We start from the raw sequence: 24,318 nt of genomic DNA, 5'->3' as shown, positions 1-24,318 counted from the left end.
TTTACTTCCTCCGCCACGGGGATTCGAGAAGTCGGATGTTCTCCCCGTGACGTTCAGGGGTGTGTCCAACACCCCAATGGTGTCGACGTGCCGCGCGTTCTTCACGCCACGGCGGAGGACGGGCGGGACGCTTGCTCCCTCGCCAGTCCTCCGGGGGCACGCCGCCCCGTGCGCGCTACTCCACCGTCTTGTACTTGCGGCCGAGGTCGCGGAAGTACTTCACGCCGTTGTCCAGCGAGTTCTCCATCGCGTCCATCAGCACCGTGCGGAACGTGGCCACGGGCGCGCGGAAGGACTCGTAGTAGCGCTGCCGGTCGATGGAGTGGATGACCGCGGGCATGTAGCCGTTGCGCAGCAGGATGAGGTTGCTGCACATGCGCCCCACCTTCCCGCTGTGCTCGGTGAAGGGGAAGATCTGCAGGAACTCGTGCTGCACCACCGCCGCCTGCTTGATGGGGTGGAACTCGCGGAACTCCGCGCTGGCGGTGTGGTCCACGAGCTTCTCCAGTCGCGCCTGGATCTTCGCGGGCTGGGTGATGTCGTGGAAGTAGGTGCGGTGCAGGGGCATGTCCTTGCGCAGCCCCGCGCGGTCGCGCTCCTTGGCCAGCTCCTTTTCCGTGCGCTCGCGGCGCTCCATGCGCGCACGCTCGGCCAGCGCTTCCGGCGTGTTGCCCAGGAAGAGGTCGTGCATCCGCTTGATGGTGGTGAGCGTGAGCGCGGACTGCTTCTTCGCGCCCACGGCCTCCTCGCGGATGAAGTCCGCCACCGCCTTGTGGTTGCGGATCTCCAGCACCACCGGGATCATGGAGGCTTCCGCCGCCGTGCGCTCCGGGAAGAGCGCGGCCATCAGCTCCTGGTGCGTGTACACGACGCCTTCGAGCGCGGCGTCGTGGTAGATCCACGACATCTCGAAGCGGTCGAGGTACTCACGCGCCGGCGGCTTGCCCTTGTAGATCTCAAGGTACTCGCGCAGCTGCTCGTTCTTCTCGTCGATGTCCTGGTAGCGTTCCTTCACGGACTGCGGCTCCTTCTCGCTCCGGCCCGCCCCGGGCGCTGATTCTCAGAGGCTGCGCCGGGAGGTACAACGGCACGCGGAGTCTAGAAATTCCGCGCGGTTGGAACAAATAAAACCTGACTAGAGATTCACCAGGAACACTTCGCACGCCTGGTCCAGCAGGTCTTTTGAAAGGGCTGGCGGGATTTGCCGGTATCGGGCCGCGTCCCGGATGAGCGACACGAGGTCGCGGGGGTGGCAGGAGCGCATCTCCATGCTGCGCGGCTTGTAGTAGTGCTCCACCAGGTAGGTGATGGCCTGGTCCACGTAGGGGATGCCTGCCGCTTCGCACACCCGGCGGAAGATCTCCCGGTAGGACTCTTCATCCGGGTTGCCCACTTCAATCTTGTACTTGATACGCCGCAGGAAGGCCTCGTCCACCAGTTCCTTGGGGTCCAGGTTGGTGGAGAAGACGAGCAGCTGATCGAAGGGGATCTCGAACTTCTTGCCGGTGTGCAGGGTGAGGAAGTCCACCCGCTTCTCCAGGGGGACAATCCACCGGTTGAGCAGGTCCGTGGGGTGGACCTTCTGGCGGCCGAAGTCGTCGATGAGGAGCATGCCGCCGTTGGCCTTCACCTGGAACGGCGCCTCGTAGAAGCGGGTGCTCTCCGAGTAGATGAGGTCCAGCGTCTCCAGCGTCAGCTCGCCGCCCACCACCACCGCGGGGCGCCGGCAGAGCGACCAGCGCTTGTCCATTTCGAACGTCTGCCGGCGGCCGCTGGCGTCACGGCCCGCCTCCAGCGACACGGGCGTGTGGATGATGCGGTCGAAGACCTTGATGATCTGGTTGTCGATTTCGAGGCAGTGCGGGACGAACACCTCGCCGCCGAACATGTGGGAAATCGCCTCCGCCAGGCTCGTCTTGCCGTTGCCGGGCGGGCCGTAGAGGAAGAGCGAGCGGCCGGAGTTCACGGCCGGGCCCAGCTTGTCCATCAGCTCCGCGGAGACGGTGAGGTGGCCCAGGGCGGCCATGAGGTCCTCCTGGCCTACTACGGGCGTCTCCTCCGTCTGGCTGCTGATGAGGGCGTTGTACTGCTCGATGGGGACGGGGGCGGGGCCCACGTAGGTGGAGCGGGTGAGGGCGTCACGCGCGTATTCGCGGCCCTTCTCCGTGAGGGCGAACTCCACGGACGCGCGGCCAAAGCCCTTGCCGCCGCGAAGGTCCACCAGCTTCTCCGCGGCGAGGAAGTCCACCACGTGCTCCACCACGCCGGACCAGGGCAAGCACATGCTTTCGGCGATGGCCATGCCCGTGCCGGTGCCGGCGTAGTAGAGGAACTTGAGGCCCAGGTCCGCAAGCAGACCCATCCTCAGGCCCGTGTCCTCCATCGACTTCGGCTCACTGGGAGCGATGTCGAGGACGGACGGGTTCTCCAGCTTGAAGGGATTGTCTTCGTACGCGTAGCCGGCGGGAGGCATCGGGTACGGGTTCTACCCGATTCCCCCGTCCGCCGGGACTTCACGTCCACGGACTGTCCGTCAAACGTAGGTCAGCCAGTCCGCATAGCGGGCTTCCTGGCCCCGTACGACGCGGAAGTACATGTCCTGGACGAACTTGCTGATGGGGCCGGGCTTCCCGTCGCCAATCTGCCGGTTGTCCACCTCGCGCACGGGGGTGATCTCCGCGGCGGTGCCGGTGAAGAAGACCTCGTTGGCGATGTAGAGGGCGTCACGGGTGACGGTCACCTCTTCGATGGTGGTGTGGCCGGCGTCGCGTAGCAGCTTGAGCACCGTGTCGCGGGTGATGCCGTCCAGGACGGGGGAGGAGAGGGGCGGCGTCTTGATGACGCCCTTCTTGTTCACGAGGAAGATGTTCTCCCCGGAGGCCTCCGCGACGAAGCCGCTGATGTCCAGGAGGATGGCCTCGTCATAGCCGGCGAGCACCGCCTCGCGCTTGGCGAGGATGGAGTTCACGTACTGGCCGGTAATCTTGCCGCGCACCATGTTCACGTTCACGTGGTTGCGCGTGAAGGAGCTGACCTTGGCGCGGATGCCCTCCTTCATGCCCTTGTCGCCCAGGTACGAGCCCCAGTCCCAGGCGGTGATGCCCACGCGGGTGGGGTTCACCGCGCCCAGGCCCATGGCGCCGTCGCCCATGAAGGCCACCGGGCGCAGGTAGGCGCCGTTGGCGAACTGCTGCTTCTGCTTGCGCAGCAGGTCCACCGTGGCCTCGACCAGCTCGTCCTCGCTGTAGGGAATCGGCAGCATGATGATGTGCGCGGAGTCGAGCAGGCGGCGGATGTGCTCGCGCAGCCGGAAGACGGCGAGCCGGCCATCATGGGTCTTGTAGGCGCGGATGCCCTCGAAGACGCCCAGGCCGTAGTGGAGGGCGTGCGTCATCACGTGCACGTTGCCCTCGTCCCATTTTATCAGCTTCCCATCGAGCCAGATGTGTTCGGCGCGCAGCACGGTGGATGAGGTTGAGCTCATCGGGATGATCCTCTCGGGCCAGGGGTGGGACAGCTGAGGGACTTGTACCCACGCACACCGGGGACGCAAAGCGTGAAGTGCCAACGATCTGCACTCCGCGTGCGGCGCTTTGCGTCAGGCCTGCGCGATGGTGGGCAGGTTGGCGCGGGCCTTCTCGATGTCGCCCTCGTATTTGAGAACGAGGTTGAGCGTGGCGGCGACGACGTCCGCGCTGAGCGCTTCCGCGTTGAGCAGCGTCAGGCTCTGCGCCCAGTCCAGGGTCTCGCTGATGGACGGGGCCTTCTTCAAATCCAGCGCGCGGATGGCGGCGACGGCCTCCACCACCTGCTCGGCCAGCACCTGGGGGACGTCCGGCAGGCGCGCGCGGACGATGCGCAGCTCGCGCTCGCGGTCCGGGAAGTCGATGTGCAGGTGCAGGCAGCGGCGCTTGAGCGCGTCCGACAGCTCACGGGCGTTGTTGCTGGTGAGGATGACGCGCGGGATGTGCTTCGCGCGGATGGTGCCCAGCTCCGGCACCGTGACAGCGTTGTCAGAGAGGACCTCCAGCAGGAAGGCCTCGAACTCCGGATCCGCCTTGTCGATTTCGTCCACCAGCAGCAGGGCGGGCGTGTCCGACAGCTGGGCCTGGAGGATGGGGCGGGGGAGGAGGAAGCGCTCGGAGAAGAACACCGCGTCGCCGGACGCGAGCCGGTCCGCGGCCTCCGCCAGCGTGGACGTGCCCTGGGTCAGCTCGCCAATCTTGTCCTTGAGCAGCTGGGTGTAGAGCAGCTGCTTGGCGTACTCCCACTCGTAGAGGGCCTTGGCCTCGTCCAGGCCCTCGTAGCACTGGAGGCGGATGAAGGTCCGATCCAGCGCCTGGGCCAGGGCCTTGGCCAGCTCCGTCTTGCCCACGCCGGCCGGGCCCTCCACCAGGATGGGCTTGCCCATCCGGTCCGCCAGGAACACCGCCGTGGCGATTTCAGGGGACGACAGGTAGCCCACCGCCTCCAGGCAACGCGCCGCGTCCTCCACGCTGGTGAACGAGCGAATCTCCGGAGTCAGTTGGGGGGGGCTCACACCCGTCAACTTAACCGACGGTTCCGTGGCCACTGCGGCAAAAATGCCAGGGTTGTGGGGGCGCCGTCCGCACTCTTGAGGACCTTGGGAGCTGTAACCCTGCGGAATCAGGGTGCGTAATTATTTTCGCACCGCGGGCATGCACCGTGCATCTATGCGGGCGTATCTCAGGACGACGAGGTCGCGGGTCATGTGGGCGTGGCTGAAGCTGGCGATGGCGGTGCTGGTGGTGGTGATGCCGGGGGGCTTCCCCCTCGTGCTGGCGTACATCGCGACGCGGACGCTGCTGGAGCGGTGGCGGCAGGCGCAGGCGCTGGCGCTGGAAGAGGGCCGTCCGGTGTCGGTGGTGCGGGACGTGGTGGGCTCGCTGCACTTCCGGGACCTCATCCGTGAGGCGAAGGCGGCCACGGCGCTGTAACCGTCGCAGGGCAGTCTTGAGATGGACGAAGGGCCCGGCACTCCATGGAGTGCGCGGGCCCTTGTCGTTTCCGGCGGTCGGCCCTCCCGGGTGAGGGGAGGGCGTGTCGCAAGGCTACTTGTCGAGTTCGTCGACGAGCGCCGTCCAGTCATCCTCACCGGCTTCGGGGGCGGTGGGCAGCTGCATCACCATGGTGCGCTCCGGGGCCTCCTCGTCCACGGGGACGGGGGTGGGCGCGGCAGCGGCCTTCTTCGCGGCGGGCTTGGCGGCGGCCTTGGCCGGGGGCTTGGCGGCGGCCGGGATGACCGGGTTCGCCTGGACGGTGGCGGCCAGGTGCTCTTCCTCGGTGGCCTTGGCGCTGGCCTTCGCTGCTGGAGCAGCGGCGGCCGGGGCCTTGGTCTTGTAGCGGGCCAGCTCCAGCTCGGCGACCTTGAGCGCCTTGCTCTTCTCCTGGACGGACGTCTGGAGGCGGGCGACTTCCTGCGCCTTGATGGCCTCGCGGCGCTCGAGCTCCGCCTTCTGCTTGGCGTTGAGGTCCTCCAGCTCCTTGGCCTGACGGGCCTCCAGGTCCTTGCGGTCCTTCTGCGCCGTGGCGAGCTTGGCGGCCGCCTCGTTGGCCTTGGTCTCGGCCGCGGCGACGCGGGCGTTGAGGTCCTTCTCCGCTCGGGCGCGGGTGCTCTGGGCGTTCTCCAGCGCCAGCTCCAGGTCCTGGGCCTTCTTGGTGCGGGTCTGCACCTGGGCCTGGGCGTCCTTGAGCTTCGCCTCCGTGTCGGCGGCGAACTTCTGGGCCTCCTGGGAGAGCTGCGTGATGCGCTGCTCCGCCTTCGCGAGCTTCGCGGCCAGGTCGTCCGACTGCTTCTTCGCCTCGGCGGCGGAGGCCTGCGCCTGCTGGGCCTGCGCTTGCGCCTGGGCCTGGGCCTGCTGGAGCTGTCCGGCCAGTCCGTCCCGCTCGCTGGTGAGCTTCTTCTGCTGCTGGGCACCTTGCTGCAGCTGCGAGTCGCGGTCCGCGATGGCCTTGCGCGCCCCGTCCAGCTCGCCGGAGACGTTGGCGACCTGCTGGTTGAGCGCGTCCGCCTGCTTCTTCGCCTCGGAGGCCTGCTGCTCCAGCTGGCCTTCCAGCTGCTTCACGTGCTCCGTGCGGGTGGAGACCTCGCGGTTGAGCACCTCCGCCTGACGCATCTTCTCCTGCGTCACGTGCGTGAGCTTGCGGAGCGTGTCCGACAGCTCCTTGCCCTTGGTGTCGACCTCGTTCTGGAGGAGCTCCTCACGGCGCTGCGATTCGTGGGTGAGCGTCTGGAGGCGGTCCTCCAGGTCGTGCCGCGCGTCCTCCGTCTGCGCGAGCTTGGAGGACAGCTGCGTGACTTCCGACACGCGCGTGCCCAGCTCGTGCTTGGTGACGATGAGCTGCTCGGCCAGGTCCTCGCCGTTGGCCTGGGCCTCGGTGAGCTGGCGCGTGAGCTCCGCCTGGGCGCTGGCGGCGGCCTGGCGGGACTGCGCGTGGGTCTGCTCCTCGCGGGCCAGGGTGTCCTGGGTGCTGGCGAGCTGGCCCTGCGTGTCGGCCAGCTGCTGCGACGTGGTGTTCAGCTCCGCGAACAGGTTGTCGCGTTCGCCGGTGAGGGCGTTGATGCGCGCGGTGGTCTCTTCCGCGAGCGCCGCGTGGGCGGTGCGCTCCGCGTCGTAGCTCCCCTGCGTCTCCGACAGGTCCGCGCGCAGCTGGCCAATCTGGCCGGTGAGGTCCTGCTCCAGCGAGTCCTTCGCCGCGTTGAGCGCCTGCAGGTCCGCGATGCGCGCGTCGCGCTCCTCGGTGGTGCGGGCGAGGAGGCCGTTGGTCTCCTGCAGGATGTCGCGCGTCTCGTTGAGCTCCGCGTCCAGTTCGTCGCGGTGCTGGGTGACCTTCGCCAGGTCGGCGCGCGTCGACTCCAGGGTCTCCTGGGTCTGCGTCAGCGTCTGGCTGGTGGCCTCCAGCTCACCGCGCGTCTCCGCGAGCGTGCCTTCCGTGCTGGACAGCGTCGCTTGCGTGTCGGCGAGCGTGCCTTCCGTGCGCGCCAGCGTGTCCTGCGTCTGGGCGAGCGTGGACTCGGTGGTGGCCAGCGTCTGGCTGGTGGCCTCCAGCTCGCCCTGGGTGGACGCGAGCGTCCCTTCCGTCTGCGCGAGCTTGGCCTGCGTGTCCGTCAGGGTCTGGCTGGTGGCCTCCAGCTCGCCGCGGGTCTCCGCGAGCGTGCCCTCCGTGCTGGAGAGCGTGGCCTGCGTGTCGGAGAGGGTCTGGCTGGTGGCGTCCAGCTCACCGCGCGTGGTGGAGAGCGTCTCCTCCGTCTGCGCGAGCCGGGACTGGGTGTCCGCCAGCGTCTGGCTGGTGGCCTCCAGTTCGCCGCGCGTCTCCGCCAGCGTGCCTTCCGTGTTGGACAGCGTCGCCTGCGTGTCGGCGAGCGTCCCTTCCGTGCGCGCCAGCGTGCCCTGCGTGTCCGCGAGGGTCGCCTCGGTGGTGGCCAGCGTCTGGCTGGTGGCCTCCAGCTCGCCGCGCGTGGTGGAGAGCGTCTCCTCCGTCTGCGCCAGGCGCGTCTGCGTCTCGGAGAGCTGCTGGCTGGTGGCCTCCAGCTCGCCGCGCGTCTCGGAGAGGGTGGCCTCCGTGTTGGAGAGCGTGCCCTGCGTCTCGGAGAGCTGCTGGCTGGTGGCCTCCAGCTCGCCGCGCGTCTCCGCGAGGGTGGCTTCCGTGCTGGAGAGCGTGCCCTGCGTCTCGGTGAGCTGCTGGCTCGTGGCCTCCAGGTTGCCGGTCAGCTCGGAGATGCGCGCGTCGCGGTCGGCGACGTCCGTCTGCAGGCCCTCGATGGTGCTGTCGCGCTGGGCGACGGTGTCCTCGAGCGAGGCCACGCGCGCGGAGAGCTGTTCGCCCTGGCGCTGGGAAGCGTCCAGCTGCTCGGTGAGCGCTTGAATCTGGCCGTTGAGGTCCGCCTCCAGGGCGTCCTTCGCCGCGCGCAGGTCCTCCAGCTGGCTGGTGAGGTCCTGCTCCAGCGCGTCCTTGGCCTGCTGCAGTGCCTGGATCTCCGCGTTCAGCTCGTTCTCGCGGTCCTCCAGGTGCGTCTTGACGGCCTCGACTTCGCCTTCCAGCTCACCGATGCGCTCGCGGTGCTGCTGGATGGTGGCGTTGAGCTCCGCCTCGCTGTTCTCGTTGCGGGCGATGGTCTCCTGCAGCTCGCGGTCGAGCGCGGAGATCTTCCCGTCCCGCTCCTCCACGCGCTGCGTGAGGTCCGCCTCCAGGGCGTCCTTGTCCAGCCGGAGCTGGTCGCGCTCGCCGGTGACGCGCGCGATGTCGGACTCCAGGTCCGCCACCTGCTGCGTGAGGCGCTGCTCCAGGGCGGCGCGCTCGGCGTTGAGGCGTTCAATCTCCGCGTCCGAGCGGCTGGCGTGCTCCTCCGCCGTGGTGGACCGGGCCTCCAGGCCGCGCACGGTGGCGTCGCGCTCCTGCTCGGTCTGCGTCAGCCGCTCCTGGAGGGCCTGCAGCTCGCCGTCCAGTTCGGCATAGCGCTGGTCGCGCTCGCTGACGGTGCGGGACAGCTCGGACTCGAACTGGTCGCCGCGCTCGCGCAGCTGGAGGATGTCCGCCTCGTTGGCGCGGACGGTGTCCTGGAGCTTCTGCTCCTTGACCTCGAACTCCAGCGTGACGACGCCGAGGTGCTTCTCCAGCTTGTCGAACTCGTTGCGCCAGGACTCCAGGTCGGCGCCGCGCCGGGACAGCTCCTCGTCGCGGAGGTTGACCTCCTTGCGCAGGACGTTGATGTCCTTCTCCTTGGAGGCGACGACCTCGATGAGGTCCTTCTCCGAGGAGAACTTCTGGAGGAGCAGGTCGTCGACGGTGGCGCCGTGCTCGCGCTCCTTCTGGACGATGGACTGCTGCGCGTCGTTGAAGCGCCGCAGCAGGTCGTCCACCTGCATCTTCAGGCCCTGCAGCTCCACGTCCTTCTCGTGGAGGCGGTCCTCGACGGAGAGCAGCTCGCGCTCGCGGACGCTCCAGATTTCCGACAGGCGCGCGAGCTGGGCTTCACGCGTCTTCAACTCGTCCCGGAGGATTTGAACCTTGCCCTCGGGCGTGCCCATCAGCTCGCGGCGCGGGGGCGGGCGCTTGAGCTGACGCGACTCCGCCAGCAGCTCCGCCTTGCGGTCCGCGATGGACGAGAAGGCCCGGTCCATGAAGGCCTTGTCCTCGTCCGTCATGGCGCTGCGGCGCTCGCGCTTGGGCAGCTTGGGCGGAGCGCCCGTGCGCACGCCAGGCATGGGCGGGGGGGCTTCACGCGGGGCGCCAGAGAGCGCGGCATCCAGGTCCGCGTCCGAGTCGTCGGAGCCGGGCGGAACGATGCCCGCGCTCATGGAGGCCAGCTCGCCCATCTCGAACGGGATGACGAGGTAGCCGTCCGCGGCGGCAGGCGTCTCACGGTGCTTGTTCAGACCCTCCACGCCGGAGTCGGAGGAGAGCAGGAGGACCTTGAGGTTCTGGCCCCACTTGCCCTTTTTGATCTGCCCACAGAGGGCGAAGCCGGACTGGTCCGGCAGCTCCGCGCGCACGACGACGAGGTCCGGTCGGCGCTTCTCCAATTCCCGCTGCGCGTCTGACGCAGTGGTGGCCATGGCCGTGTTGTAGCCCGCGCTCTTGAGCACGGAGGCCATGCTGAGTGCGAAGTCGTTCTGGCTTTCGACGATGAGGACGCGACGCTCCATGAAGCCCTTCACCCAGCAAAAAGTGCAGTGAAAACCGCCACATCCTATCGGGCGGGCACAAGGCTTGGGAAGTTTCCGAGCAGTGCTCGGTCGGCTGCCTCACGAGTTCTTGCCGCGAACCGCTCCCTGGCCGACAGGGGGGACCGACTCGGGGGGCACGCCTGCTTCCGGATCCCGCCCGGGGAAGTTGGTGGGCGGGGTGGGCCGGGCGAAGTGAGCGCCCTCCGGAGGGCAGTACCCGTGCGCGAGCTGGGCGAACCACGGGTTGAGGGTGGAGTCGGGCGGCGCGGGCGGAGGCCCTGGGTCCTCTGCGTCCGCGGCCTCCACGTCGAGCGAGTCCGCGTCGTGGACCTCGTCGGCGGCGATCTCCTCCGCTTCGTCCAGCGCCGCGCTGGCGTTGGAGGGCGTGTGCCCGGCGTCGTCGTCCAGGGACAGGGCCTCGTCGGCGGCGATCTCCTCGGGCTCGTCGTCCGAAGGAGTGGCCGTGGAGGGCTGCAGCATGGGCGGCGTGGGGATCAGCCGGGGCGGTGGTCCCTGGCGGGGAACGGGCGGCGGCGCGGTGGCGCGGGGCGGCAGCTGCGGCGGGCGATCCGCGTCGGAGACGGAGCCTCCACGGATGGGCGGCTTGTCGGACTCCGCGAGCACCGGGGGGCGGGAGGCGGGCCGGCCTGGATCCCCGGCGAGGCCGCCACGGATGGGCGGTTTGTCCGCGTCGGCCATGGAAGAGGGAGTGGGGAAGAGACGCGGGGGTTCAGAGGGAGTGGAGTCCTGCGGCCGCTGCGCACGGCCGGCGTTCGTGCTCCGCGCTCCGGTCAGCAACGAGCGCATGGGCACGATGGGCGTGGGCGCGGGGACCTCTTCCTCCTCACGCATCACTCCGGCCCGGCGCACGACGGGCGTGGGCGCACGCTCCTCATCCTCCGTGAGGGAGGTGGGACGGCGCACGATGGGCGTGGCCGCGGGAGGTTCGTCTTCCGGCAGGGGCCGACGCACGACGGGCGTGGGCGCGGGGGCCTCGTCCTCGGAGGCCGGCCTGCGCACGATGGGCGTGGGGGCGCGCTCTTCTTCCTCGGAGGCCGGCCTGCGCACGACGGGCGTGGGGGCCGGCGTGCTCGTGTCGTCTTCTTCCACTTCCACCGGCCGGCGCACGACCGCCGTCGCTCCGGAAGAGCCATCCTCGGAGGCGTGGGCCTCCGCATCCGAATCCCCGGCGTCGTCCCCACCGACATCCTTCAAGCCGAGGGCCTTCACCAGGGGACTCGTCACCATCTCCGTGGGCGGAGCCGGCTCCGAGCCACGGCCTCCCAGCGGTTCCGGCTCCTCGTCCTTCGCGGCGGCGGAGGGGAGCGCCGTTTTCGCGGTGTCGTCGGTCGTCTTGGGCGCGGCCGCGGGCTCCGGAGGCGGCGCGGCTTCCTTGCTCGCGGGGGTCGGAGCGGCCTTGGCCTTGGCGGACTCGCGCAGCGGCAGGCCCATGACCATGGGCACTTCGTCCGGCCGCATGTCCGGCTCGGTCTTGACGAGCCGGGTGTCCATCCCGTCGTCCAGGGCCATGCCCATCACCACGGGCGCGTCCTCCGCGCCATCCTTCGCGGGGGGCGGGGCGGCTTCGTCGGAAGCGGCCTGGACCGCGGGCTTCGCGGGCTGCCTGGCCGCGACCGCGGGCTGGGACGCTTCCGGCATGCCCAGGCTCGCGAGCCGGTTCGTGGGCGTGCCCGTCATCGTGACGTCGGGCGGCTCGCTGGCGGCTTCGACCGGGACGTGGCCGCGCTTCTCCAGCAGCGAATCGTAGAGGTCCAGCAACTGGCCCCGGATGAGGCCCGCGTCCAGCACCTTCTCCGCGAACGCGCGCCCGGCCTTGCCCAGCGCCACGCGGCGGGGCACGTCGCGCGCCAGGTCCAGGATGCGCTCGGAGAGGGCGCGGGCGTCGCCCGGAGGGAAGAAGACGGCCGCGTCCTTCGGAATCAGCTCGCGGGTAACGGGCAGGTCCGCTGCGATGACCGGCCGGCCGGCGGCCAGGTACTCGGAGACCTTGGCCAGCGGTCCGCCCTGGAGCCGGTTGCGCTCCGAGTCGTCCAGCGGCAGCACGCCCACGTCCGCCAGCGCCAGCACCTTGACCAGGTCGTCGTGCACGACGGGCGGCTGGAAGTCGACCTTCTCCTTGATGCCCAGGTCGTTGACCAGGTCCTCCAGGTGGGGCTTCCAGTCCGGATGGTGCGCGCCCACCAGCGTCAGGCGCACGTCCACCTGCTGGGCCGCGAGCGCCGTGGCGCGCAGGAGGGTGGGCAGGCCCTGCCAGCCCACGTGGCTGCCCAGGTACATCATCCGCAGGGGCGAACCGTCCGGGGCGCCGAGCACCTCCGGGTCGTACGGCTTCAGGTCCACCGGCGCGCGAATCGTCCGGAGCTGGTCCTCCGCCGCGCCCAGCCCCTGGATGAACGCGCGCGTCGTCTGCGAGCCGGTGACGACGAGGTCCGCGTTCATCAGGCAGAACAGCTCCTGGCGGCGGATCTTCGACAGGAAGCGGCGGTCGCCGTCCGTCTGGGGATGGGTGTAGCGCAGCTCCTGGGACGGGAACGTCTGCGCCTCATAGATGAGGCGGTAGCCGTAGTCCGCCTTCAGCTCGCACAACGCGTACCCGCCGAAGGGGTCCGTGAAGTGGGCGAGGGCGTAGTCCTCGCTTTCGAGCTGGCGGCGAACGGCCCGTTCAAAGGACTGGATGCGCGACGCCAGGTCCCCGGAGCCTACCGGGACGCGGAGCAGCCGGGCGCCCTGGTACTTCTCGATATGGGAGTGGTCGGGCGTCTTCGCCGACAGCACCACCACGGAGAAGCGATCAGGCAACGCCTTCAGATACTCGGTCAGTCGGCGTGAGGAGCCAGACGGGCCGGGGATGACGTCAAAGCTGCACAGGAGAAGTCTGGGCAGGTCGCTCAAGCGGTCGCAGGATACTTGGACAGGGGTGAGGTGTCATCGGTCGTGACAGAAGTTGAAGGGGGTCGGCGGAACAACACATCCCGTGACGGATGCGTTGACCCCCTGTATGCCGCGTCATAACGAGGCGAGGTGTCCATGGATGAGCGGAAGGGCGTCACCGTGAGCTACCTGCGGCAGCTGGCCCGGAAATACCTCCGGGAGGGAGCTGGCGCGTCCCGCGGGCGGGAGTTGGTCACCTCGCTGGCCGAGCGCATTCCCGCCCTGGGGCGGCTCGCGCGCATGGCCGGCCTGGCGACGTCCCGGCGCGGCTCCGGTGACGTGGGCGGCGAGGAGCGGACGCTGGATTCCGGCCCTGCGGATTCCCGCTCCGCCAAGGGCCCGACGTCCGAGTCCGTCCCCCTGCCTCCGCCCGAAAGCGCCGCCGCGCCGCAGGCACGAGAACTTTCCGAGGAGCCCATCACGGAGCCCAGCGGCGGCCCCAGGACGCGGCCCGCGCGCGTGGTGACGTTCCCCGCCCGCGAGAAGGCGCGCCGCGACCCGGACGACGAGGACACGGTGTCCCAGTCGCCGGAGGCGCCCACGCCGCGCCCGTCGAGTTCTCCCAAGGGGGACCAGCCCGCCGCCGCGCAGCCCGCGCCCGCGAGCGAGCCGCCGCACGCCGCCGAGCCCCTGGTGGAGGGGTTCTTCGTGACGAAGATGGCGGGTGAGAAGGAGGCGCGCCGCCATCACCTTCTGGAGGAGCAGGCGCCGCGCCTTCCTCCGGCGGACGCGTCGCCCGAGCGCAACGAGCATCTGGCCATGCTGCCCCTGGACTACCAGGACGACGCGATGGTGCTGCTCGCGAGGGATCCGCACACGCTCTTCGTCTTCTGGGACTTCAGTGACGCGAGCCGGAGCCGGGCGCTGGACGACCTGCCGGCGCCTCGCGCGGTGATGAGGGTGTTCGACGGCGAGGGCGTGTCGCGCGAGGTGGACTTCGCGCTGGAGTCGCGCAGCTTCTATCTGCAGGGCATGACGCCCGGGCGCACGTACCGGGTGGAGGCGCACTTCGTCGGTTCGGATGGCCGGTCGCGCCGCATTGGACATTCGTCCAATCGGGCCACGCTGCCGCCCGCGGGACCGTCGGCGGACACGTCCATCCGGTTCCTGCGCATGCCGCCTCCGCCGGTGGTGGACCGGTCGCGCGAAGCCGTCCCCACCGCGGCGTCCGTGCGCGTCCCTGGGGTGGAGGAGCGCGAATACGTCACCTGGCGCCGGGTGCGGCTGCCGGGGAGCGCCGGGTTGGCGGACGTGCCGGAGGTCCACCGCGAGCGCACCGAAGCCTATGTCGATGCGCCGCGCGTCCCTGGGGCTTCGGACCAGCGCTACGCGGAAGAGGCCTATCTGGAGAGCGCGCCGCGAGCGCCGGGGGCGTCCGACCAGCAGTACGCGCGCGTGGGAGAGGCGACGCTCGGTGAGGGCGCGGTGCTGGCCCCGTCGCGTGCACCCGGGGCGTCGGATCAGCGCTACCTGGATGTGGATCGGGCTCCGGCCGCTTCGGACCAGCGCTACGGTGGAGACGTCGCGGGCCCTTCGTACCTGGAGGTGCCGCGCGCTCCGGGTGCTTCGGATCAGCGCTACCTGTCCGTGGATCGCGCGACGGGCGCTTCGGATCAGCGGCACGGGCAGACGCTGCTACCGGGCGGCGTTTCGGAGTACCGCTATCTGGAGGTGTCGCGTGCACCCGGCGCTTCGGACCAGCGGTACGTGGCAGGAGGGCAGGGGGCCCAGGGCGTGCAGCGTGCGCCGGGGACCTCGGACCAGCAGTACCTCACCGTGCCTCGTGCCGCAGGCGCTTCGGACCAGCAGTACTTGAGCGTGCCTCGCGCTGCGGGTGCGTCGGACCAGCAGTACTTGAGCGTGCCTCGTGCCGCAGGGGCTTCGGACCAGCAGTACCTCACCGTGTCGCGTGCGGCGGGCGCTTCGGATCAGCGCTACCTGTCCGTGGATCGCGCCACGGGCGCTTCGGATCAGCAATACCTGACCGTGCCTCGGGCGGCGGGCGCATCGGATCAGCGCTACCTGTCCGCGGATCGCGCGACGGGCGCATCGGATCAGTCCGGGGCACTACGTGCGGCCGGGCGCTCGGATGCCTGGTCTCCGGAGGCCCCGAACTCACGGGGTGACCTGCTCGAAGCACGGGACCTCTCGTCGACATCGGCTCCAGTGGGGGCCGAGGGTTCGTTCCCGTCCGGCCCATCGACGCATGGTGCGGCCACCACGGATTCGTGGCGGCCCACGGAGCCGGAGCCTCCCAAGGACCCGTGGGCCTTGAGCGTGGCGCGCGGTCCCTCCGCGTCCGAACAGCGTGCCCTCGACAAGGCCCGCGAGGCCGCGCGACGGGCCGCACTGGCCTCCGTTTCCGCGAGCCCCTCGCCCGCGAAGGCCGAGGCTCCGCGCACTCCGCCCGCGCAAGTCGAGGCTCCGGCCCCGAAGGTGGAGACCCCGGCGGCTTCTAGCGCCGTGGCTCCCAAGGCGGACGCCGCGAAGTCTCCGCCTCCGAAGGCGGCCCAGAAACCACCGGAGCCCAAGCCCTCGGGCTCCAAATCCTCCAAGTCCCGGCCCTCGCGCCGTGGACGGAAGTGAACCCGCACGGCCTCTCCGACCGACCTATGAGCCTGGGCTCCCTCGCGCTGGTTCTTCACGCGCACCTGCCGTTCGTTCGCCACCCTGAGTACGAAGACTTCCTCGAGGAGGACTGGCTCTACGAAGCCATCTCCGAGACGTACCTGCCGCTGCTGCGCGTGTTCGACCGACTGGTCGAGGACCGCGTCCCCTTCCGGGTGACGATGACGCTCTCGCCCACGCTCGTGTCGATGCTCAACGACGACCTGCTGCGGGAGCGCTACGCCCGGCGGCTGGATTCGCTCTGCGAGCTGGGCGCCCGCGAGGTGCACCGTACCCGGGACGACTCCACCTTCCACCCGCTGGCCGTCTTCCACCGCGACCACTTCGAATCGCTGCGGCTCGCGTACCACAACCACTACCGGCGCGACCTGGTGGCCGCGTTCCGCAGGCTCCAGGACTCCGGCCACCTGGACATCCTCACCTGCAACGCGACCCACGGCTTCCTGCCGCTCATGCAGCAGACGCCGGAGGCCGTGCGCGCGCAGGTGACGGTGGCGGCGAACCACTACCGCCAGAACTTCGGCCGCGACCCCGCCGGCATCTGGCTGGCCGAGTGCGGCTACTACCCGGGCCTGGAGCGCATCCTCTCCGCCGAGCGCATCCGCTACTTCTTCGCGGACACGCACGCGCTCACGGACGCCACGCCCCGCCCGCTGCATGGCCCCTACGCGCCCATCTTCACCGAGCCCGGCGTGGCCGCCTTCGCGCGCGACCCGGAGAGCAGCCAGCAGGTCTGGAGCACCGAGCACGGCTACCCCGGCGACCCCGTCTACCGCGAGTTCTACCGGGACATCGGCTGGGACCTGGACCTGGACTACATCCGGCCCTTCATCCAGCCCACCGGCGACCGCAAGAACACCGGCTTCAAGTACTTCCGCATCACCGGCAAGACGAACGACAAGCAGCCCTACGACCCGGCCGCCGCCCGCGAGCGCGCCTGGGTCCACGCGGGCAACTTCCTCTTCAACCGCGAGCGCCAGTTCGAATACCTCGCGTCGCGCATGGGAGGCCGCAAGCCCGTGGTCGTCGCGCCCTATGACGCGGAGCTCTTCGGCCACTGGTGGTTCGAGGGTCCCCACTTCATCGACGCCCTCATCCGCCAGGCCGCGCGCAACCCCAGCCGCATCCAGCTCATCAGCCCGCTGGACGACCTGCGCGAGCACCCGGAGAACCAGGTGGCCACGCCGCCCCTGTCGTCCTGGGGCGCGGGCGGCTACGCGAACATGTGGCTGGATGGGACCAACGACTGGATCTACCGGCACTTGAACCACGCCGCGCGGCAGATGGTGGAGCTGGCCCGGGACTTCCCGGACGCGTCGTCCCTCAAGCGCCGGGCGCTGAACCAGGCCGCTCGTGAGCTGCTGCTGGCGCAGGCCTCCGATTGGGCCTTCATCATGAAGACCGGCACCATGGTGGACTACGCCGTGCGCCGCACGAAGGAGCACCTGCAGCGCTTCCTGCGCCTGCACGACCAGGTGCGCGCTGGAACCATCGACGAGTCCTGGCTGTCCCACGTCGAAGGCCGCAACAACCTGTTCCCCGAGCTGGATTACCGCGTCTACCGGCCCGGTTGAGCGGTTCGGGAACAGGCGGCCGGGCTGGGGGTTCACCTTCCGTCACCGGACACCGTCGTTCCGGTTGCGGGGCTTCGTTTCCGCTTTAGGTTGAGGAAATCCATGACCCACACGCTCCCTTCGTCCCGTCGCAAGTTCGTGGCCGCCGTGCTGGTGTTGGCGTCGCCCACGCTCGCCCTCGCGCAGGCTCCCGCTCCCCAGCAGCCGGCCGCGCCCAAGACGCAGCAGGCGGCCTCCGGTCAGGCCGGCAACCTCCAGCCCGCCACGCGTGAGGCCCAGTCGCTGGCCTCGCTGGCGCCCCTGGTGGAGTCGGTGAAGTCCGCCGTGGTGAACGTGGACGTGCAGGCCCGTCCGGAAGTGCCGGAAGGCATGGAGGACAACCCGCTCTTCGACCGCTTCTTCGGAGGCAACGGGCGGGGCCGCGGCGGCGGACGCAGCGAGCGCGAGCAGATCCGCCAGGGCGCCGGGTCCGGCTTCATCATCGACCCCAAGGGTTTGGTTCTCACCAACAACCACGTCATCGAGGACGCGGTCACCATCACCATCCGCCTGGACGACGGCCGTTCGTTCTCGGGCGAGGTGGTGGGCCGGGACCCGCTCACCGACGTGGCCGTGGTGAAGATCAAGGAGAAGGTGGATCAGCTCCCCACCGTGAAGCTGGGGGACTCCGACGCCGTGCGCGTGGGTGACTGGGTGCTGGCGATCGGCAACCCGTTCGGCCTGGCCTCCAGCGTGAGCGTGGGCATCCTGTCCGCTCGCGCCCGGGAGATTGGCGCCAGCGTTTACGACGACTTCCTGCAGACGGACGCGGCCATCAACCCCGGCAACTCCGGCGGCCCGCTCTTCAACATGAAGGGCGAGGTGGTGGGCATCAACACCGCCATCGTCGGCGGCGGCACGGGCATCGGCTTCTCCGTGCCCAGCAACCTCATCAAGGCGCTGCTGCCTCAGCTGGAGAAGGAGGGCGCCGTCACGCGCGGCTGGCTGGGCGTGGGCATCCAGCCCCTCACTCGCGAGCTGGGCCAGGCGCTGAAGTTGTCGGTGAGCGAGGGCGCCATCCTCACGCAGATCACCCCCGACTCCCCGGCGGCGAAGGCCGGGCTCAAGCCGGACGACGTGGTGGTGGCCGTGGACGGCAAGCAGGTGCGCTCCGACAGCGACCTCACCCGCACCGTGGCGCTCAAGAAGCCCAACACCGTCGCGACGCTGACCCTCTTCCGCGACGGCAAGAAGCAGGACATCAAGGTGACCATGGGCACCCGGCCGGACCTGGAGGGCCTGTCCAAGAAGAAGCCGGGTGCTACCGACGAGCAGGACAGCTCGCGCCGCGTGGGCGTGTCCCTGCAGGACCTGGATGCCCGCACGGCGTCCCAGGCGGGCTTCACCGAGCGCGCCGGCGCGCTGATCACGGACATCGTCCCGGGCTCGCCCGCGGACCGCGCGCAGCTGACGCCGGGTATGCTGGTGGTGGAGGCGAACAAGAAGCCCATCGCGAGCGCGAAGGAGTTGGCCGCGGCCATCCGCGCCGCGCCCAAGGGCAGCACGCTGCTCTTGCGCGTGGCCGGCCCGGGCGGCGGACGCCTGCTGCGCGCGCTGACCGTTCCTTGAGCTGGGGATGAGCGTCAACTACGTCTCGTTGGGTGACAGCACGGCGGTGGGGGTGGGGGCGTCGCAGGGCGGGGGCTATCCCGACCGGCTCGCCTCCCGCCTCCGCAAGGACGGCCTGCCCGTGGGCCATACCAACCTGGGGCAGAGCGGCGCGCGCGTGCGCGACATCGTCAACAACGCCCTCAAGCGCGTCGTCGCGTTGCAGCCCACGCTCATCACCCTGGGCGTGGGCACCAACGACGTCTGGCGAGGCACCGAGGTGGCGGAGTTCCAGGACGACCTGGACCGCATCGCCCGGCGGCTGAAGCAGACCGGCGCGTCCATGGTGGTGGTGAACCTGGCGGACATGGCGCTCGCGCCGGTGGCGAAGATGGTGCCCAGCGCGCTGTACGAAGGGCGCATCGAGCCGTTCAACCAGGCCATCGCCTCCGTGGCTCGCGCGCACGGGCTGCACCTGGTGGACCTGTTCACCGCCAGCCGGGAGATGATCCCCCGGCGCCCGGACTTCTTCTGCTCGGATGGCTTCCACCCGTCCGCGGTGGGCTACGAGGAGTGGGCGGACCTGATGCTCCCCGTGGTCCGCACGCTCGTGCAGCGGTAGCGCAGGGCAGGGCGCCCTGGCGCCCCGCGCTCAGGCCTTCGCGATGCCGGAGGGCGCGGGCGGCGTGGAGGGCGCGTCCGTGGGCGGCGCGCTGATGCTGCGCTCGCGTCCGGGGTGGACCTCCATGCCGGCCTCGAACGCCGTCACGCGGTTGCGGCCCGTGCGCTTGCTGCAATAGAGCGCCGAGTCCGCGCAATCCACGAGCATGTCCTGCGCCGACGCGTCCGTGGGGAAGTGCGAGACGCCGATGGACACCGTGACGTGGCCCCCGGGCAGCCCCGGGCGGCTGAGCGTGACGGAGTCCGCCACCGCGCGGCGCAGCGTCTCCGCCACCTCCACCGCCGTGGCCTTGGACACCTGCGGCAGCAGCAGCACGAACTCCTCGCCGCCGTAGCGCCCCAGCGTGTCCACCTTGCGCGCGCGGGTCCGGAGCACGTCGGAGACCCGGCGCAGCGTCTCGTCCCCGGCGCGGTGTCCGGCCAGGTCGTTGAGCCGCTTGAAGTGGTCCACGTCCACCATCAGCAGCGCCAGCGGCACGCCGAAGCGCTGGGCTCGCGCCAGCTCCAGGTCCAGCCGCTGGAAGAGGTGGCGGCGGTTGGGCACGCCCGTGAGCGCGTCCGTCAGCGTGAGCTTCACCGTCTCCGCGTGCAGGCGCGCGTTCGTCACCGCCGTCGCGGCCTGATCCGCCACCGCGGTGAAGAGCTCGATCTCCTCCGCGGAGATGCTCGCCGTCTCCGGGCGCTGGAAGTTGATGACGCCCAGGAGCGTGTCCGCGTGCACCATGGGCACCGCCAGCAGCGAGCCGTGCTCCGAGCCGCCGCGCAGCCCGCGCCGCGCGAAGATGCTGGTGCTGTCCGTCAGGTCCGGCAGGTACACGGCCTTGCGCGTCTGGGCGGCCCGGCCGCACGCGCCCTCGCCCATGGCGAAGGTGTGGCCCTCCAGGCCCCGGCCCTGCGGCCACGCGTGCTTCACCTCCAGCATGCCCTCCTCGTTGAGGAGCATGATGGAGAAGTCCGGGATGTGCAGGCGCTCCACCACCAGGCGGGTGATGCGCGACAGGAGCTCGTCCAACTCCAGCGTGGTGTTGAGCGAACGGGCCACGTCGAACAGCAGCGAAAGCTCCGTCAGGCGCTCCTCCAGCTCGTCCTTCAGCGCCAGCTTCTCCTTCACCAGCTGCAGGTCGCGGTGCGTGTCGATCTCCTCCACCTTCATGGAGGTGAGCCGCGCGAGCATCTGGTTGAAGGCCGCGCCCAGCCGGGAAATCTCGTCCGTGCTCCGGGCCTCCGCGCGCACCAGCAGGTCGCCGTCGGCCGCGCGGCCCATGGCCTCGCTCAGCCGCTTGAGCGGCGCGGTGAGCACGAAGCGCAGGGACAGCCACGTGACGAGCCCCAGGATGCCCACGAAGAGCACCATCGCGCCGAGCGCGTCCTGGAACACCGTCTGGAGCTGGCGGGTCAGCGCGGGCTCGCCCATGCGCACTTGAAGAACGCCCATGCGCTGCGCGGCCTCGCCGGTGTGACAGCCGGAACACTCGGGACCGCCCAGGGGCCGCACCACCTCCGTGCCGTGGTCGCTGGAGCGCGCCGTCTCCGGCCCCGTCGCGGACAGCCGCGCAGCCTCCGGATGCGGATGGCCCTGCTCGGCCGGCCGCCTGCTCCACCGGATGCGCCCGTCCGGCGTCAGGACCCGCAGGTCCTCCACGGAGCGGAACAGCCGCGTGTCCGACGACAGCACGTCCGCGACCGCGCCATGCGGTGCCGCACCCGGAGCCTGCGGCAGCGTGAAGGTGGAGGCGACGGCCTCCGCCAACGCGAGCGCCTCCAGGTGCGTGCCTTCACGCACCGCCTGCCGGGCTTCGCGCGAGAAGTGCCCCACGCCCAGGAGCGCCACCACCAACCCGGGCAGCGCGATGCTCCACAAGAGCTTCCTGCCAATCGTCTCGGAACCGAGGGCCATGTGCGGGGCGCAGTGTGCTTCGTGCACTCGCGTTCTGTCCGCGAGTGACGGAGTGTTCAAAATTGTCAGGGGCATGACACGCCCTGTCAAACGTACCGGTGTCGAAATATTGAAACGGGGGTGTTGTTCCTCGGCATGTTCCTGTTTTCACGGGCTGTACCCGTGGCACGGTGGCGGTAGTCCCGAAGACCGCGTCCGGAAAGAGGAGTTCCGCCCATGTCCCCGTCCGTGTTCCTCACCTCCGCGCTGCTGCCGGTGCCCCACGGCTTCGCCACGCGCGCGGGTGGGGTGTCCGAAGGGCCCTACGCGTCCCTGAACCTGGGCTTCTCCGTGGGCGACGAGCGTCCCCGCGTGGAGGAGAACCACCGGCGGCTGGCCCAGGCCGCGGGCGCGCGTGTGGGCGCGCTCTGCCGGGTGTCGCAGGTGCACGGCGACACGGTGCTGGAGGCGCGCGGCGAAGCCGACGAACTGCTGCGCCCCACGTTGGGCGAGGCGGACGCGCTGTGGACGGAAGGGGAGGGCAGCTGGGTGGCGGTGGGCACCGCGGACTGCGTGCCGGTGCTGATCGTGGATCCGCGAGCCCGGCGCGTGGCGGCGGTGCACTCCGGATGGAAGGGCACGGACCTGGAGATCAGCGCCCGCACGGTGGAGGCGCTGGTAGCCCGGGGCAGCCGGCCGGAGGACCTGCTCGCGGCGGTGGGCCCCTGCATCCAGGCGTGCTGCTACGAGGTGTCCCCGGAGCTGGGCGACCGCTTCCGCGCGCGCTTCGGCTCGGATGTCGTCCGCACGGGAGCCAGGCCGCACCTGGATCTTCCACTCGCGGTGAAGGCGTCCCTCACAAAGGCGGGGCTGAAGCCGGGGCAGGTGGACGTGCTACAGGCCTGTACGGCGTGTGATCCAGAGCGGTTCTTCTCCCACCGCCGGGACGCGGGGCGCACAGGGCGGCACCTCAACTTCGTGCTGCACCGCTTCTAGCGGAGGCCCGCCGGGGTCGTTTTCTTGACGGTCTCCGACCGGCCTTCCTATCCTCGACCTGGAATTCCCTCCGTCCAGGCTCGTGCCGGTGCGTCCCTTCCTCTTCCGCCTGTTTGCCGCCGTCGCGCTGTCCGCGCCGACCGCCTGTGCCACCACCGCTGCTTCGCAGACGGAAGTGGGCCGGCTGGAGGCCGAGGTGCGCACGCTGCGCGCGGCCCAGTCGTCGCTGATCGAGCGCCTGGAGCGGTTGGAGAATCGCGACGCCGTCTCGCGCGCCCGCGCCGCAGCTCCGGCCCCCGCCGCGTCGTCCCCGAAGGCCACCGCGAGCGCGAAGCCGGAGGCCGCCTCGCCGGAAGTGGGCGAGCCGCTGGGGCTGGCGCCGGCGGAGCTGACGGTGGTGCGGCTCAAGCCGAAGAAGGAACCCGCGCCGCGCATCAACACGGCGGTGGCGGTGATGGAGCCGGACACCGACCAGATGGAGATGTTCATCTCCCCGGTGGAGGGCTCGTCGGGGACGGGCTCGGTCAGCCTGGGAGGCTCGATGGCCTCCACCACGGCCACTCGCATGGAGCCGCCGGAGAAGGATCCGGACATCCTCGACGCCGAGTACGAGCGCGCGGTGTCCATGCTGCGCACCGGCAACGTGGATGGCGGCGTGGAGACGCTCACGCGCTTCGCGGCGGAGAACCCGCGCCACCCTCGCGCCGACAACGCCCTGTACTTCAGCGGCCTGGGCCAGATGGGGCTCAAGGACGCGGCCGGCGCGGCCAAGACGTTCGAGAAGCTCATCAAGAACTACCCCGCTGGGGATGCCGTCCAGGACGGCATGCTTCGGCTCGCGGAGTGCCGGGTGCGGCTGAACCAGGCCGTGGATGCCCGAGCCCTCTATACCCGCGTCGTCACCCAGTTCCCGGGGACGGCCGCCGCCACGCAGGCGGAGCAGCGGCTCGCCGCGCTCTCGCCGTAAGCCCTTTTGTGAAAGGACGTCGTCCGATGCGCTCCCGGATCCTTGCCTCCCTGCTCGTGCCCCTCACCGTCGCGCCGGCATGGACGGCTTTCGCCCAGGACGCGCAGGAGGATGAATCCCAGTCGTCCTCCGAGACGGAAGGGCAGGACATCTCCGACGATGTGGAGCAGCGCCCCACCTCCGTCACGCTGCCGCCCGGCGCCGCGCAGGGCCGTGAGAGCGCGCCCGGCCAGGTGCACACGGTGGAGACGGGCGACACGCTGTGGGACCTGTCCCAGCGCTACCTGGGCAGCCCCTGGTACTGGCCCAAGGTCTGGTCCTACAACCCGCAGATCGCCAACCCGCACTGGATCTACCCGGGCAACAACGTGAAGTTCTTCCCCGGTGGCGAGGAGGTGCCCTCGCGCGTGGAGGCCGGTGACCTGCCCTCCGACGACGTGGTGGCGCCCACGGACGTGAGCGGCGGCCGCCTGGTGTCGGTGGTCGGGAAGATCGGCTTCGACCCGTCCGCCTCCAGCCCGGTGACGACCAAGGGCTTCGTGACGACGCGCGAGCTGGACGAGGCGGGCCGCATCGAGGGCTCGACCTCCGAGGCGCTGATGCTCTCCGCCCCGGAGAAGGTCTACCTGCGCTTCAAGAAGCGTGGCGCCGCCAAGGTGGGCGACCGCTACGTCATCTTCCACACCGTGGAAGAGGTGAAGCACCCGGTTTCCAACGCGCGCACGGGCTACCTCACGGAGCTGCTGGGCACGGTGCAGGTCGTCTCCATCAACAACGACGTGGTCACCGCCCGCATCATGGAGACGTGGGACCCCATCTCCCGTGGCGACCTGGTGGGCCCCTCCAGCGAGAAGCTGTCGGAGCGCATCGCCCCCAAGCCGAACAGCAAGGAGATCCCCGGCTTCGTGCTCACGCCGATGACGCCGGGCCAGACGCTGCTGGGCGAGCACAACTTCATCGTCGTGGACCGCGGCACCGCGGACGGCGTCCAGGTGGGCAACACCTTCACCATCGAGCGCCGCGGCGACCCCAGCAAGGACGTGCTCGGTCGCAGCGACTACAAGATGGGCGACGCGGGCAAGGAGCAGAAGGCCTACCCCTGGGAGGCCGTGGCCCAGTGCATGGTCACCGAAGTGCGTGAGCGCACCTCCAACTGCCTGATGACCCGGTCCATGGTGGAGATCTCCGCCGGCGACCGCGCCACCATGCGCAAGTCCGGAACGCCCACCGCCAGCCGCTGACCCAAGGCGGCGATCGGCAGGAATGCTGCATTCCGACCCGCCCGGGAAGGGCGGGTCGCTTGACCCCCGAAGAACCGGTGTTATGTGTCACGCCCCTCCCGGGACCACCTCTATATAGGTGGGAAAC

The 24,318-nt window shown here is 70.1% G+C and carries 15 protein-coding genes; 8 read left to right on the top strand and 7 right to left on the bottom strand.

The window, feature by feature from the left end:
• Window positions 1-175 precede the first annotated feature (175 nt).
• From D7Y04_RS39095 to D7Y04_RS39080, 4 genes are all read right to left on the bottom strand, one after another.
• Window positions 176-1,015 carry a Fic family protein gene (locus tag D7Y04_RS39095; RefSeq protein WP_120576051.1) on the bottom strand — a complete coding sequence of 280 codons (840 nt, stop codon included), beginning with the start codon at window positions 1,013-1,015 and terminating at the stop codon, window positions 176-178.
• A 120-nt stretch (window positions 1,016-1,135) separates the two neighbouring features.
• The gene (locus D7Y04_RS39090; RefSeq protein WP_120595021.1) at window positions 1,136-2,473 is read right to left on the bottom strand and encodes an AAA family ATPase; all 1,338 of its coding nucleotides are present in this window, start codon (window positions 2,471-2,473) and stop codon (window positions 1,136-1,138) included.
• A gap of 60 nt (window positions 2,474-2,533) precedes the next feature.
• The gene (locus tag D7Y04_RS39085; protein ID WP_120576049.1) at window positions 2,534-3,484 is read right to left on the bottom strand and encodes a branched-chain amino acid transaminase; all 951 of its coding nucleotides are present in this window, start codon (window positions 3,482-3,484) and stop codon (window positions 2,534-2,536) included.
• Window positions 3,485-3,598: 114 nt separating this feature from the next.
• Window positions 3,599-4,540 (bottom strand): MoxR family ATPase, encoded by a 942-nt coding sequence (locus D7Y04_RS39080; protein WP_120595020.1) that lies wholly within the window; start codon window positions 4,538-4,540, stop codon window positions 3,599-3,601.
• Between the two features lie 190 nt (window positions 4,541-4,730).
• Between D7Y04_RS39080 and D7Y04_RS39075 the strand changes: the two genes are divergently transcribed.
• Window positions 4,731-4,958 carry a hypothetical protein gene (locus D7Y04_RS39075; RefSeq protein ID WP_120595019.1) on the top strand — a complete coding sequence of 76 codons (228 nt, stop codon included), beginning with the start codon at window positions 4,731-4,733 and terminating at the stop codon, window positions 4,956-4,958.
• 114 nt (window positions 4,959-5,072) lie between these two features.
• On the opposite strand, the gene D7Y04_RS39070 is transcribed toward D7Y04_RS39075, so the two are convergent.
• Window positions 5,073-9,668 (bottom strand): response regulator, encoded by a 4,596-nt coding sequence (locus tag D7Y04_RS39070; RefSeq protein ID WP_121762667.1) that lies wholly within the window; start codon window positions 9,666-9,668, stop codon window positions 5,073-5,075.
• A gap of 99 nt (window positions 9,669-9,767) precedes the next feature.
• Window positions 9,768-12,509, bottom strand: coding sequence for a glycosyltransferase family 4 protein (locus D7Y04_RS39065; protein ID WP_233601790.1), 2,742 nt, complete (start codon window positions 12,507-12,509; stop codon window positions 9,768-9,770).
• Between the two features lie 228 nt (window positions 12,510-12,737).
• Between D7Y04_RS39065 and D7Y04_RS39060 the strand changes: the two genes are divergently transcribed.
• The 4 genes from D7Y04_RS39060 to D7Y04_RS39045 all read left to right on the top strand — a co-directional run bounded on the left by D7Y04_RS39060 (window position 12,738) and on the right by D7Y04_RS39045 (window position 19,052).
• A complete protein-coding gene (locus tag D7Y04_RS39060; RefSeq protein ID WP_121762632.1) occupies window positions 12,738-15,227 on the top strand; it encodes a DUF4912 domain-containing protein in 2,490 nt (829 codons plus the stop codon).
• Between the two features lie 26 nt (window positions 15,228-15,253).
• Entirely contained in the window at window positions 15,254-16,843 is a 1,590-nt protein-coding gene (locus tag D7Y04_RS39055) for a glycoside hydrolase family 57 protein (protein ID WP_121762631.1), read from the top strand.
• A 102-nt stretch (window positions 16,844-16,945) separates the two neighbouring features.
• Window positions 16,946-18,451, top strand: coding sequence for a trypsin-like peptidase domain-containing protein (locus tag D7Y04_RS39050; protein WP_121762630.1), 1,506 nt, complete (start codon window positions 16,946-16,948; stop codon window positions 18,449-18,451).
• Window positions 18,452-18,458: 7 nt separating this feature from the next.
• Complete coding sequence (locus D7Y04_RS39045) at window positions 18,459-19,052, top strand: SGNH/GDSL hydrolase family protein (protein WP_121762629.1); 594 nt, start codon at window positions 18,459-18,461, stop codon at window positions 19,050-19,052.
• 30 nt (window positions 19,053-19,082) lie between these two features.
• Here the strand turns inward: D7Y04_RS39045 and D7Y04_RS39040 are convergent, their stop codons facing one another.
• Window positions 19,083-21,008, bottom strand: a complete 1,926-nt coding sequence (locus tag D7Y04_RS39040) for a diguanylate cyclase (protein WP_121762628.1) — start codon at window positions 21,006-21,008, stop codon at window positions 19,083-19,085.
• A 216-nt stretch (window positions 21,009-21,224) separates the two neighbouring features.
• Between D7Y04_RS39040 and pgeF the strand changes: the two genes are divergently transcribed.
• The 3 genes from pgeF to D7Y04_RS39025 all read left to right on the top strand — a co-directional run bounded on the left by pgeF (window position 21,225) and on the right by D7Y04_RS39025 (window position 24,191).
• A complete protein-coding gene (pgeF, locus tag D7Y04_RS39035; RefSeq protein ID WP_121762627.1) occupies window positions 21,225-21,983 on the top strand; it encodes a peptidoglycan editing factor PgeF in 759 nt (252 codons plus the stop codon).
• Between the two features lie 82 nt (window positions 21,984-22,065).
• Window positions 22,066-22,950: a tol-pal system YbgF family protein gene (locus tag D7Y04_RS39030; RefSeq protein WP_121762626.1), complete on the top strand. Its 885-nt coding sequence runs from the start codon at window positions 22,066-22,068 to the stop codon at window positions 22,948-22,950.
• A gap of 26 nt (window positions 22,951-22,976) precedes the next feature.
• Window positions 22,977-24,191, top strand: coding sequence for a LysM peptidoglycan-binding domain-containing protein (locus tag D7Y04_RS39025; RefSeq protein ID WP_121762625.1), 1,215 nt, complete (start codon window positions 22,977-22,979; stop codon window positions 24,189-24,191).
• The last annotated feature ends 127 nt before the right edge of the window (window positions 24,192-24,318 follow it).

Origin of the sequence: Corallococcus sp. AB038B (genome assembly GCF_003668955.1) — a bacterium.
Lineage (GTDB): Bacteria > Myxococcota > Myxococcia > Myxococcales > Myxococcaceae > Corallococcus > Corallococcus exiguus.
The sequence above is the reverse complement of the archived record's forward strand: the minus strand, read 5'-3'. Positions and strand labels throughout refer to the sequence as shown.